General features: G+C 47.3%; 14 protein-coding genes. 12 read left to right on the plus strand and 2 right to left on the minus strand.

The window, feature by feature from the left end:
* Positions 1–140 precede the first annotated feature (140 nt).
* The 11 genes from cysT to MHI55_RS08065 all read left to right on the plus strand — a co-directional run bounded on the left by cysT (position 141) and on the right by MHI55_RS08065 (position 9,283).
* Entirely contained in the window at positions 141–956 is an 816-nt protein-coding gene (gene cysT / locus MHI55_RS08015) for a sulfate ABC transporter permease subunit CysT (protein ID WP_017689978.1), read from the plus strand.
* Complete coding sequence (locus MHI55_RS08020; RefSeq protein WP_017689977.1) at positions 953–1,750, plus strand: sulfate ABC transporter permease subunit; 798 nt, start codon at positions 953–955, stop codon at positions 1,748–1,750. The genes cysT and MHI55_RS08020 overlap by 4 nt, the downstream gene beginning before the upstream one ends.
* A gap of 1 nt (position 1,751) precedes the next feature.
* Positions 1,752–2,816 (plus strand): sulfate ABC transporter ATP-binding protein, encoded by a 1,065-nt coding sequence (gene cysA, locus MHI55_RS08025; protein WP_036610770.1) that lies wholly within the window; start codon positions 1,752–1,754, stop codon positions 2,814–2,816.
* A gap of 25 nt (positions 2,817–2,841) precedes the next feature.
* Entirely contained in the window at positions 2,842–3,906 is a 1,065-nt protein-coding gene (locus tag MHI55_RS08030) for a sulfate ABC transporter substrate-binding protein (protein WP_340389610.1), read from the plus strand.
* 157 nt (positions 3,907–4,063) lie between these two features.
* On the plus strand, positions 4,064–4,510 hold the full coding sequence (locus tag MHI55_RS08035) for a hypothetical protein (protein ID WP_338708050.1): 447 nt from the start codon (positions 4,064–4,066) through the stop codon (positions 4,508–4,510).
* Between the two features lie 283 nt (positions 4,511–4,793).
* Positions 4,794–5,600: an MBL fold metallo-hydrolase gene (locus tag MHI55_RS08040; protein ID WP_340389612.1), complete on the plus strand. Its 807-nt coding sequence runs from the start codon at positions 4,794–4,796 to the stop codon at positions 5,598–5,600.
* 117 nt (positions 5,601–5,717) lie between these two features.
* Positions 5,718–6,590, plus strand: a complete 873-nt coding sequence (locus MHI55_RS08045) for an RNA polymerase sigma factor (RefSeq protein WP_340389613.1) — start codon at positions 5,718–5,720, stop codon at positions 6,588–6,590.
* An 18-nt stretch (positions 6,591–6,608) separates the two neighbouring features.
* Positions 6,609–7,190, plus strand: coding sequence for an ATP-dependent Clp endopeptidase proteolytic subunit ClpP (clpP, locus tag MHI55_RS08050; RefSeq protein WP_340389616.1), 582 nt, complete (start codon positions 6,609–6,611; stop codon positions 7,188–7,190).
* 227 nt (positions 7,191–7,417) lie between these two features.
* The gene (locus MHI55_RS08055; RefSeq protein ID WP_036610760.1) at positions 7,418–7,792 is read left to right on the plus strand and encodes a GntR family transcriptional regulator; all 375 of its coding nucleotides are present in this window, start codon (positions 7,418–7,420) and stop codon (positions 7,790–7,792) included.
* Between the two features lie 5 nt (positions 7,793–7,797).
* Positions 7,798–8,664: an ABC transporter ATP-binding protein gene (locus MHI55_RS08060; RefSeq protein WP_076319127.1), complete on the plus strand. Its 867-nt coding sequence runs from the start codon at positions 7,798–7,800 to the stop codon at positions 8,662–8,664.
* On the plus strand, positions 8,657–9,283 hold the full coding sequence (locus MHI55_RS08065) for an ABC-2 transporter permease (RefSeq protein ID WP_340389619.1): 627 nt from the start codon (positions 8,657–8,659) through the stop codon (positions 9,281–9,283). The genes MHI55_RS08060 and MHI55_RS08065 overlap by 8 nt, the downstream gene beginning before the upstream one ends.
* A 140-nt stretch (positions 9,284–9,423) precedes the next feature.
* On the opposite strand, the gene MHI55_RS08070 is transcribed toward MHI55_RS08065, so the two are convergent.
* Complete coding sequence (locus tag MHI55_RS08070; RefSeq protein WP_340389621.1) at positions 9,424–10,845, minus strand: PLP-dependent aminotransferase family protein; 1,422 nt, start codon at positions 10,843–10,845, stop codon at positions 9,424–9,426.
* 120 nt (positions 10,846–10,965) lie between these two features.
* Between MHI55_RS08070 and MHI55_RS08075 the strand changes: the two genes are divergently transcribed.
* On the plus strand, positions 10,966–11,904 hold the full coding sequence (locus MHI55_RS08075) for an EamA family transporter (protein WP_340389623.1): 939 nt from the start codon (positions 10,966–10,968) through the stop codon (positions 11,902–11,904).
* Between the two features lie 64 nt (positions 11,905–11,968).
* Here the strand turns inward: MHI55_RS08075 and MHI55_RS08080 are convergent, their stop codons facing one another.
* On the minus strand, positions 11,969–12,538 hold the full coding sequence (locus MHI55_RS08080; RefSeq protein ID WP_340389625.1) for a TetR/AcrR family transcriptional regulator: 570 nt from the start codon (positions 12,536–12,538) through the stop codon (positions 11,969–11,971).
* Positions 12,539–12,684 lie beyond the last annotated feature (146 nt).

A 12,684-nucleotide genomic window follows, 5' to 3' on the forward strand; every position in this document is an offset into this window, starting at 1 on the left:
AAAGTATCAGAAAAGCAAAACCAAGTAGACTAATGGGAATAATATTAAAGTAATATCATCCAACTTAGGAAAAATGTCGTATTAAAGTCAGGAAGACTGCCGACCGGAGCTAAAGCCGGAGGCTGGGAGGGAACGCAGCAATGAATACCGTTCTTCGTCATAAGGGATGGACTTGGGGATTCCGCAGTACCGTATTGTTATATTTTATCGTACTTATTGTACTTCCAATCATCGGTGTGTACGTCAATTCCTTCTCTGAAGGATGGAGCAACTTTGTTCAGAGCATTATGGACCCCATCGCGTGGAAAGCCGTACTGCTGACCATTCGGCTGGCCGTCATTGCCACGCTGATTAATGTGGTTTTGGGCACGATGATCGCCTGGGTGTTGACAAGGTATCGCTTTGTGGGCCGATCGTTTCTCAATAGTCTGGTTGATCTCCCGTTTGCACTGCCAACAGCGGTGGGCGGCTTGATGATTATGCTACTTTTGGGTCCGGTCAGTGCCATCGGGAAACTGGCAGAATCCATGGGATTTGAGATTGTATTTCACCAGCCCGCCATTGTTATCGCGATGACCTTTGTCACGTTTCCGTTTGTTATCCGTGCAGTGCAGCCTTTGCTGGAAGAAATCGATCCTTCCGAGGAAGAGGCCTCGTACACGATGGGGGCATCCAAGGCTCGCACGTTCATGCAGGTTATTCTGCCTTCTATGGCACCTGGCATGATCAGTGGGGGGATGCTGGCTTTCTCCAGAGGACTGGCTGAATTCGGGGCTGTCGTGCTGGTGGCTGGTAACATTCCGGGCAGAACACTGACCGCTTCCGTATTTATCTACGGGGAGATTGAAAGTGATAATCCAACGGGAGCTGCTGCGGTATCCGTGTTGCTCCTGACACTCTCCTTCCTGATCCTCTGGCTGATCAATCTGGTGCAGATGCGGGGGAGAAGACGATGAGACGACTCTTAATCGGACTGACGTTTGCGGTATTTATTGTACTGCTGATCATCCCGCTCGGACGCATTTTTATTGGCGCATTTGAAGACGGGGCAGGTGGATTCCTGAAAGGGTTAATGCGCCCTGAGGCGTTACATGCCTTGATGATGACCGGACTGGTGGTTCTGGTGGTCACCCTGTTAAATACATTGTTTGGCATCATGATGGCTCTGTATCTGGTTCGTGCTGGATGGCTGAGTGAACGGATAAAAGGGCTGCTGAACAGCATTGTAGACCTGCCTTATGCCGTATCTCCTGTCATTGGCGGTTTGATGATTGTGTTGATGTTGGGACCTAACAGCATTATGGGTGCTTTTTTTGAAGGGATTGGATTCAATGTGGTCTATGCCTTCCCGGGTATGGTGATCGCAACGTTATTTGTTACCTTTCCACTGATGGTCAGAGAGGTTATGCCTGTCCTGCAGGAACTCGGTTCTCAGCAAGAGGAGGCCGCATCTACCCTGGGTGCCTACGGCTGGAGAACATTTTGGAGTGTGACATGGCCCTCGATCCGCTGGGCGGTAGTGTATGGTCTAGTCTTGACGGTTGCGCGCTCGCTTGGGGAGTTCGGTGCAGTGCTGGTTGTATCCGGGAATATTATGAACAAAACGCAGACCGCAACAACCCTGGTATATCAGGATGTTGAGAATTTTAATGTGGCTGCTGCAAATGGTGTGGCATTGGTGCTGGTCACCTTCTCCGTCGGACTGCTGCTCATGATGGAATGGGCCAAGAAGCGAAAGGAAGTGCATTGATATGCATGTAGAAGTCCGTGATCTGAACAAACATTTCGGTGATTTTCATGCGGTAAAAGATGTCTCATTCGATATTGCCAAAGGCCATCTGATCGGTCTGCTTGGACCCAGCGGAGGTGGGAAAACATCCATTCTGCGGATGCTGGCGGGTCTGGAGAATCCGGGTTCCGGAGAGATTCGCTTTCACGGAAAAGTCGTGAACCATCTGCCTCCACAGGAGCGGGGCATCGGATTTGTATTCCAGAACTATGCCTTGTTCAAACATATGACGGTATTTGAGAATATCGCCTTTGGACTCAAGGTCAAGAAGACGCCAAAAGCCCAGATCCGTGATCGGGTGATGGAACTGGTTGAATTGACCGGGTTAAAAGGTTTCGAACAGCGCTATCCACATCAGTTATCTGGTGGGCAGCGTCAACGTGTTGCTTTTGCCAGAGCACTCGCCCCGGAGCCACAGCTGTTATTGCTGGACGAACCGTTCGCGGCCATTGATGCCAAGATCCGTCAGGAACTGCGTTCATGGTTGCGTGAGTTGATTGAGCGAGTGGGAATCACTTCGATTTTTGTAACGCATGACCAGGATGAAGCGATTGAAGTGGCGGACGAGATTATGATTATCAGTCAGGGTCGTCTGGAACAGAAGGGCACACCTTGGGATATCTACAAAAACCCGCAGACACCGTTTGTCGCTACATTTATCGGGGAGTCTACGGTTGTGGAGGATGCCTCCCAGTTGAAAGGATTCGAACATGCCGTCGAGGGTGAACATACCAAAGCGCTGATTCGACCGGAGTATATTGAGATCGGTTTGAAAAACGAGTTCACCATGCTTTCTGCTACGGAAAAAGGCACAGTCAAACATCTTCATTTCCGCGGCAGTGAATGGATGGTAGAGGTGGATGTACAGGGTCATAAGTTAATCACATATCGTTCCCTGGAGAAAACGACATTGGAGATCGGTCAACAAATTCGCGTCCTTGTACACCGTGCATACCTGTTCAATGACTCCAACAGTTGGGTGGTTGAGAACCGACTGAAGGAAGATCCGATGCCGGTGATGATTTAGATCAAGTGGAAGAAAGGGGCTGCCCATGCAGACGAGGAAGAAGAAAGCCATACTCTTATATGTCGCCCTCATGCTTCTGCTCGTCTGCATGACCGCTGGATGCAGCAAGCAGGAGGAGTCCAGCGAACAGAACGAGCCATCTGGTAACGATTCATCCAATACGCTGGTGATTGGTGCTTATAGTGTAGCGAAAGATGCTGTAGGCGAATTGCTGCCCAAGTTCCAAGAGGAGTGGAAGGCAAAAACCGGACAGACGATTAACTTTCAAGAATCCTATGAAGCTTCGGGCACACAGGCAAGAGCCATCGTTGGTGGATTCGAGGCTGATGTGGCCTTGCTCGCGATGGAGAGTGATATCGAGAAGTTGGTCAAAGCCGATCTGGTTAGCTCTGATTGGAAACAGACCCCTAATGAGGGCATGATCACCCGTTCAATTGTTGTTCTGGGCACAAGAGCGGGCAACCCGCTCGGTATTCGTGATTTTCAGGACTTAACCAAGCCAGGAGTGAAGGTACTGTACCCCAATCCAAAGACATCCGGAGGCGCACAATGGGACATTAATGCCATTTATGGTGCCGGATTGAAACTGTCGGAGGAGCAAGAGGGGAAGAAAGATCCTGCCGTAGCCAAGGCTTTTCTCGAACAGGTACATCGTAACGTTGAATCATTGGACAAGAGTGGGCGTTCTTCGATGGCGGCATTCGAATATGGTGTGGGTGATGTCATCGTCACGTATGAAAATGAATTGCTTGCCCGGATCGCCAAAGGTGTAGATTATGACATCGTCATTCCAAAAAATACGATCCTGATTGAGAACCCGGCAGTTGTGGTGAATAAATATGCCGATAAACATGGAAATCGCGAACTGGCAGAAGCCTTTGTCGCATATCTGCGTACACCAGAAGCGCAGCGTATTTTTGCCAAGCATGGTTTTCGTTCAGTAGATCCGGATGTATTTGCACAGACGGAGTCGACATTCCCAACGCCAGAAGGACTATTTGATATCAACTATCTGGGTGGATGGGACGAGGTACGCAGTACGTTGTACTCCAAACGCGGCGTGTGGTATCAAGTGCTCGCTGGATTATGAGTATTGCTGATGTAATCGAATAGGTAAGCGAGCATGTAGATACTAAACCTTCATTTCAATGGAAGTAGAGATGGAGGTTTTTTACTGCCAAAAGGTTATAATAGAGGTATACTGAATCATGATTGTTACATAGTACTAGCAGGAAGGTGTGAGTTGGATGAGTGCAGAGATCAAATTATCCCAAAGTACAGCAATTCGACTGGAGCAGGCCCGCGGTAAGGGGATGACTGAGGAAGAAATTTTAAAAGCTATTCAAGCGAAAGACGTTTCCGCTTTTGACGCCGTGTCTGAAGAGGAATACCGATATAACGAATTTTTCTCGTATGCGGATGAGCATGGTGAAAATCTGGAGGCAGCAGTAAAAGATGGCTACCGGATTACCTTTAACACGCGTGGTGGACTTGGAATCTGGTTGGAGAAAGCCTTCAAGGTACAGCCCGAGAAAGACTTCACAGTGGGTGAAGGAATCATCACCGGATTACAGTTGAAACCGGAGCAGGCAGAGGTACTGGCGAAGCGGCTTGCATCGAACTGGGTCATTACGGATTCGAAGGATGTACCTGCGGGTCAGGAACTGACGTTGAAGCTGCGGGCACTGGTATAGTTCCAGCGCGGAGTGGATGTGACTCGAATTAATCGGTCGTGGCCTGTTTAAAAGGTAAGGCGTGATCTTCATGCGGATGCCCCGCTTATAAGGTGCATCACATGCTGACGAAGCGTACGCTCCCGAATGGAGCGAAGCATGGAATTAAAGTCTGACGGTGAACGGTCAGACCACAGACTGTCCCGAATTGCAGTGGAGAACTGCAGCGGGATGGTCTTTTTTTTTGCAAAAACGGAGGTGGACGATTACAATCTACATATCATTAATTCAGGGGGAATGCGGATTGAATCAGCTAACATTTCTGGGCACTGGCGATGCGATGGGCGTTCCACGTGTGTATTGTGATTGCGAAGTATGTACAGAGGCAAGGCTTACGGGGGAGAATAAACGGAAACGCTCTTCTGTTCTGATTGACGGTGGTGGGGATGGTGCGGGTGAACAGTTCATGATTGACTGCGGACCAGACTGGAGATCACAGATGGAGGATCAGGGGTTGCGTATGGTGCATACGCTGCTCATCACTCATGCCCATTTTGACCATATTGGAGGATTGCCGGAATGGGCGGATGCGTGCCGCTGGCTGGGTGTGAAGGGGCGTTTGTATGCACCACGTGAAGTGATTGCCACCATTCAGGGACAGTTTCCCTGGTTGGGGCGTCATATGGACTTTCTCGAAACGGATGGCGATATTGAACTAGGCGACTGGAAGGTACATTCCTGGAAAGTATGCCATGGACATAACGGGTATTCGTACGCCTATCGATTTGATCAGGGTGGGTATAGCTGGGCGTATTGTTCAGACGCTATTGACCTGAAGACATCCGAAAAAGAGCCATTGCACGGACTGGATATGCTGGTCCTTGGAACAAGCTTTGTGCATGAGCTTGCGGAATTCTCAACACGTTCCGTGTACGATATGCGTGAGGCGCAGGAGCTGCTGTGGGAACTGAAGCCGGGTCATACTTATTTTACACATATGTCTCATGACGTCGATGTACGGCAGAATTATAATCTGGATCAAGGTATTACGATTGCCCTTACCGGGATGAAGGTGCCGCTTGGAACATTAAAGCTGGAAACGAATGCGTAACTCAACTTAACTAGCGTAACAAAATAAATTCAGAAGAGCGTATCCTTTACAAGGGGTTCTTCGTTTACATAGTGTAAGTCAAAATCAATCAGGAACCAGCAAAGGGGGGCCCCCAAGATGGCCTTTGTGAAGTCCGTGGATTGCAGAATCAACAGACCACATGATGATGGTAAACAAGATAAATTCAATATTGAATTCAATGGCAATGACAGAAAAAATCAATTGAACCCAAGCATCCATACCGTACTACCCGATCTGATGGGTTCGTTGTATGCGTATTGTCTATCTCTGACGAAATCAGTTCCAGACACGGAGGATCTGGTTCAAGAGACCTGTCTCAAAGTGTTGTCGTCGAGAGTGGTTGGAACTTCCGGGATGAATAAAGATATAAACTGGGAAGCTTATCTGATTCGTATTGCACGCAACAGCTGGATTGATATCTTACGTCAGCGAGAGAGATTGGCTTATAAACTGGATAGCTTGAAGCCGCTCCTACACGAAATGGAGGAGGAAAGGCGATTCGAGGAATTGGAGTCTGCCGTACAACTTCTTGTAAATACGCTACCACCGTGGCAGCGAGTGATATATGTATTACGTGAATTAATGGGTTATAGGGCGGCAGAGACTGCGGAAATGCTGGATACGACAGAAGGTGCTGTGAAAGCAGCGTTAAGTCGTGCACGCTCTGCCATAGCTGAAGTGAGGCACAGGTTGGAACAATCGGACACAGAATTTCAGTATGAGGAAGGCGCAGTCGAGGACAATCGGGAGGAACTGCGCAGCTATCTGCTGGCATTTCGTAATGGAGATACAGCCCGAATCATTGATCTGTGCCTGAATCGGACTGATGATCCGATGGCTGTGGCGGGGACGATTTTGCAGCAGACTTTGCCGTCTCCATCCACGCAGCCAATGATGTACGGGTACTCCACTTCTGGCATGAACTCGATGTCGTATGGAGGCGGATACACGGTCAACATGGTTGCCTAAACCGAGGAGGCGACACACATGAATGTAGTGCCCTATGTAGTGGAACAGACAGCTCGCGGAGAGCGGAGTTATGATATTTATTCACGTTTGCTCAAAGATCGGATCATTATGGTGTCTGGAGAAATTGAGGATCAGATGGCAAATGCCATCGTGGCCCAGTTATTGTTTTTGACTGCAGAGGACCCGGAAAAGGACATCCAGATGTACATCAACAGCCCTGGTGGGTCGGTGACTGCGGGATTTTCGATCTATGACACGATGCAATTTGTGAAGCCGGATATCTCCACAATCTGTACAGGGATGGCGGCAAGCTTTGGCACGATATTGCTGGTAGGTGGAACAAAAGGTAAACGTATGGCGCTGCCCAACAGTGAGATCATGATCCATCAGCCACATGGCGGTACGCGAGGGCAGGCGTCGGATATGCTGATTCATACTAACCGCATCATTCAGCATCGTCAACGTCTTAACAAGCTGTTAGCCGACCATACAGGACAGTCAATTGAGCGGATTGAGAAGGACTCGGATCGAGACTATTTCCTGACGGCTGCGGAAGCAGTCGAATATGGATTGGTGGATAAGGTCATATCCAGCACATAACATTAGCCTGGGAGGTCATATGACCTTTCGGGCTTGATTAATCAAGAGGACGAACAGGAAACTGACGTCCTCTTTTTGTCGTCCAGATTAGCTAGCCCGTGTCTATGGATCGAATCAGAATGAGAATAATGTGAAATAAAGATTGACCATCGGTAGGTATAGTGTGTATATTATATATACACACTATACCTACTGGAAACTACGTAACATCAATGAGGTGAGGAAAGATTAACATTTTAATATCGAATGCTTCGAGCGATCCGATCTACATGCAGATTCTAACTCAGATCAGACAGAGCATCTTGAGCGGAGAATTGGTTGCTGGAGATAGTCTTCCCTCCATTCGGCAGCTCGCCAAGGATCTGCAAGTCAGTGTTATTACAACTAAACGTGTCTATGAAGAGCTGGAGAAGGAGAAACTGATCGATTCAGTTGTAGGCAAAGGGAGCTTTGTATCCGGAGCCAATCAGGACTTTATTCGAGAGCGGCGGATGAAACAATTGGAAGAGAAGATGCTCGAAGTGATTCGTGAGAGCAGAGAACTGGGCATGAGTTCACAGGATGTAATCCATCATCTTACATTGTTGGTTGAGGAGGAATAAGCATAATGAACGCTATCGAATTACGTAATGTAACCAAAACGTATCCCTTATTTAAAGTAGATAATGTATCTCTGGATGTGAAAAAAGGGTATATCACGGGACTTATTGGTCCGAATGGGGCGGGAAAGAGTACTTTGATCAAAATGATCACGGGTCTGATCCAGCCCGATAAGGGGAGCCTCAAGACATTGGGCAGTGAGATGCCAAATCAGGAAGTTGATATCAAGCAACGCCTGGGCATTGTGTCAGATGAATGCTTTTATTATGAGCATCTAACGATCCGGGAGATGACACAAATGATCGCTCCTTTTTACACCAAATGGGATAATAAAGCGTTCAATGACTACTTGGATCAGTTCGAACTGTCTCCCAAAAAGAAAATCCAGGATCTGTCCAAAGGCATGAAGATTAAGTATTCTCTCGCCGTAGCTTTGTCGCATGAAGCGGATCTGCTGATTATGGATGAACCGACATCCGGGCTTGATCCTGTGTTTAGGCGGGAACTGCTTGATCTGCTTGCAGATATGATACAGGACGAAACAAGGTCTATTATTTTCTCAACGCATATTACGACGGATCTGGAACGTATTGCAGACTACATTACGTTTATTCATCAAGGGAAACTGGTGTTTAACGAGGCAAAAGATGATGTGCTGGAAAGGTATACGATTGTAAAAGGGGATATGGGTCTGCTTGATTCCGACATTCGGAAACATTTCATCGGAATACGCGAGACAGCCGTTGGTTTTGAAGCATTGTCGGATCATAAGGCAGAGGCCGAACGGTTATTTGGCAGGTTAGCTCTTTTACAAAGACCTACGTTAGAAGACCTCATTTATTTTACGGCGAAGGGAGGACGCAAATATGCTTAACTTGCTTCGTAAAGATTTCATTGTACTAAAAAGTTCACTGTGGACGATTGGGTTATACCTGGTGGTATTTAGTCTCGCCTTTATACCTAAGAGTGAAATGTCAATGTATTTTGTAGGCATCTACACAGCCTTTGGTTCGGTCATGCTGGCAACCATGATTGATATCAAAAACCATAATCACAATTTCCTGGTCACACTCCCCGTTAGCCGCAAACAGATTGTAAAAGCCAAGTACCTTTCTGCTATAATCTATACGTTATTCGGGGTACTCGCGTCGTTTGGGATTCACCAGCTTGTGAACCTGAATTATCCTGAACTGAACAAGCCGAATTATTCACTTAGGGATATTGTCATTGCCGTAGGCATGGTGCTTGTATTAGTCTCCATATACATGCCTCTATTCTACGGACTTAGCAAAAAAGGGGCAGGCATCATCAATGCGATATTCATGGTCTGCATGATTATACTGGCGCAACCCGTTGCTTATCTTATGAGTATGGCTAACGAGAACGGCATGATTACCACAACAACAATGGCATTGGTTTCTGTAGGCATTATAGGTTTGTTTGTAGTGTCTTATCTTATTACGATCCGCCTGTTTGCAAGAAAAGACCTTTAAGCATAGAGCGGGTGCAGGTAGAGAATATAGAACACCAAAAGTAAAGTCGCCATAAGGCGACTTTTTTTGATGCAGCAGGGTGAGAGGGCAATTGCACTTGATATTCTTCGGATTGGCTTCAATCCAAGAGTATCAAAATGTTACATTTCTTTCGCAAGCGTAATGAGCCTGCTCATGCCTTCTCGAATCTGCTGCTCATGTGCATAAGAGAAGGACAGGCGCAGCTTGCGACTGGCTGAATGATCCGAAGAATCAAATACCGTTCCGGGTACAAAGGCAACGGATTGTTCCATGCATCGGTGGAGCAGTCTCCCTGTATCCACACCCTCAGGAAGCTCTACCCAAAAGTTGAGTCCGCCCTCCGGCCGGGTCCACGTCCAGTCCGTTTCCAGCAGAGATTGTTCCATCACTTCCATCCGTAGCTGGATGGCGGTCCGCAGCTTGGACAGATGCTGATGCATACGTTCTGACTGAAAATAACGGAGAAAAAGCTTCTGGTTCAGAAGGGGCGATCCGTTATCTGTCAGTGATTTTACAGCCTGTAGTCCTGACATGAATCGCTGGCGGCATATGATGGCTGCAATCCGTAGCCCGGGTGCAACATACTTGCTGTAACTGCGGATGTACAGAGTGTGTCCAGTAGTATCGTAGGTGAAAATGGGTGCAGGAGGTTTCTCCTTAAAATAGATATCATAGGTACTGTCGTCTTCGAGCAGAAAACAACCATACTGTTCTGCAAGTTCAGGTAACTGCTTACGCTGTTCTACGGGAACATTAAGGCCGGTTGGATTCTGAAAGGTCGGTGTCATATAAAAGAGGCGCGGCTTCTCACTCTTCATCAGATGTTCGATCTGCTCCAGATCATACCCATCCGAGTGAATATCCGTAAAGATCAGACGAGCACCTTGTTTGCGGAAAATCTCCATTGCCGGTCCATACGTAGGTCGTTCCATCAACACCCGATCCCCGGGTTTGACCAGCGTCCGCGAGATGACATCAATCGCTTGCTGCGCCCCCGAAGTAATGAGCACTTCGTCTGCAGAGAGGTAGAAGCGTTCTTTTTTCGTTAGATGGCTTGCCAGCGCACTTCGCAATTCCAGATCTCCCTGAATCGTGGAATACGTTCCGAGCAAACGGGGATATTGATCCAGCAGATCACGCATTAGTTCACCCCAATAACGGTTGGGCAGCAGAGAGGGATCGATTAACGATTTGGAAAACTGGTATTCTGCTTCAAGGGACTGTACCCGTGCTAGTGAATCCCAATGCAGCCAGGCAGACACGGCGGGATCATCCGCCTGATCCGTTACTGAGAATGGAGTCGCTGGGCTGACATAATAGCCAGACTTATCCTTCACATAAACACTCCCACGTTCCTTTAACTCCTGATAGGCTTTGAATACGGTCAGACGATGTACGCCGAGTAGCTCGGACAGGCTTCGTACAGATGGCAGTTTTTCATGTTCGGCCCACTCTCCCGCTTCTATACGTACAACGAGATAATGGATTACTTGCTCATATAATTTCAGGCTGTTATCTGTCATCATCATGGTTCTGCCCACCCGGCTCACACTCCTTTTGAACTCTATTGTAACAGCTAATGGGAGAAAACTGTTCTGTTTTGTTCATTCTGTTCTGTAGACCATGAGATATGATGGAGAACAGATAAAGGAGTGGTTATCATGGTGGGGATTGCATTTACGGTTATGTGTCTTATTTTCGGTACAACATTTCTGGCTATTAAAATTGGAGTAGAGGCAGGCATGCCGCCTTTTCTGTCAGCCGGATTGCGATTTTTAATCGCGGGAGCGCTGATGTTTGCATGGATGAGGATGAAGGGCAAAGTTAGCTGGTCGCTCCTGTTCCGCAAGGAGATGTTGTTAACGGGAGCGGGGCTGACCTTCGGCACTTTTGCCACATTATATTGGGCTGAACAGCATGTGAGCTCGGGTGTGGGTGCCATTCTGTCAGCGACAGGGCCGCTGATGATTATGTTGATGCAGACGGCGCTGTTACGGCAAAAAACATCTGCCCGTATGATTGTGGGCTGCCTGATCGGGTTCACCGGTGTGGTTCTGGTTGTGTTGCCAGGTGTATCGCTTGGTGCAGGTTCCCTGTTTATGTGGGGCTGTATCGCGGTACTGGTAGGGGAAGTCTGTTATTCAGCAGGTGCATTGTACTCCAAAAAGGTTATTCATCAGTTCAAGGAGGCTAGTCCTGTAGCGATCAATGCGGTGCAGATGATGTATGGGGGACTGCTGTTATCCCTGCTCTCGGTCGGAACGGAATCGTGGAATATGTCTGCTCTGGACTGGGTGCCTGCCGTCTCGTCGGTGATCTATTTGACTGTCATCGGCTCCATGGTGGGGCATAGTCTGTTCTATTGGATTATGTCGCGTACTAATCCGTTATTCCCGGCAACCTGGTTATACATTTCACCACCCATTGCCGTAGGGCTTGGTGCTGTTGTCTACGGTGAGCATGTCAGCTGGGTTACATGGATCGGAGTGGTGCTGGTCGTTTCAGGTCTGCTGGCGATGAATGAGAAGGTGAGCGGCTGGTTGAAAAGAGGAAAGCGTGCGAGGATGACAGTGCAGGCTTCCGAATCTGTTTTAAAATAGGTAAAGTTTGAAGGTATGCAGCTCAATCTCAAAATCAGCCATTGATTTTAGGTTGAGCTGTTTGTTATTCCAACATGATATTCTCGTTAACCAGTAGGTAGTAATATTCATCCATCTGTTCTGCCGTAACATTTTCTTCGAAATGTTGTATCCACCACGTCACAAGTAAACGAATCACCCCCGAGTGAAACTCGGCAACAAGTTCTATGGGAAGTGAAAATTGTTTACCTCTTCTCTTCAATTCCAGAAAATCCCGTCTGAATATCTCTCCGATATAATGTATGAAAAAGTTGTTAAACCCCTCATCCTTCTGTTGGTTCTGCACAATTGTCTCCAGTACATTTCCAAACAGCATTTTAGATACGCTTTGCAAAGGCTGCTGTAATCGATCTTCTACATTCATGTGTAAATAATCCTGAAGGACCCATGTTAGGGTGGAGGACAGTAGAGCAAATTTATCCTTGAAATGTTTGTAAAACGTTGTTCGGTGAACCATAGCTTTGTCACATATCTCATTAATTGTGATGTTGCTGAATAGCTGGCCTTTCTCACATAACAGATCAAGTAGCGCCATCGTTAACAATTTATGAGTTCGGGTAACTCTCAAATCCACCTTTTTATCAATCATTTTCATCTACATCATTTCCTTATTGTAGTTTAGCTATATAGTATCAACACATTGATTCTTACATGATACGAGATTCCAAGTGTATATTGGTATTATAAGTAATTTTTAGATAGAGCTACAAGTGTAGATGAAATATGATGGATTGGAGAGGA

It is taken from the genome of Paenibacillus sp. FSL E2-0151, assembly GCF_037993015.1.
Classification (GTDB): Bacteria; Bacillota; Bacilli; order Paenibacillales; family Paenibacillaceae; genus Paenibacillus; species Paenibacillus amylolyticus.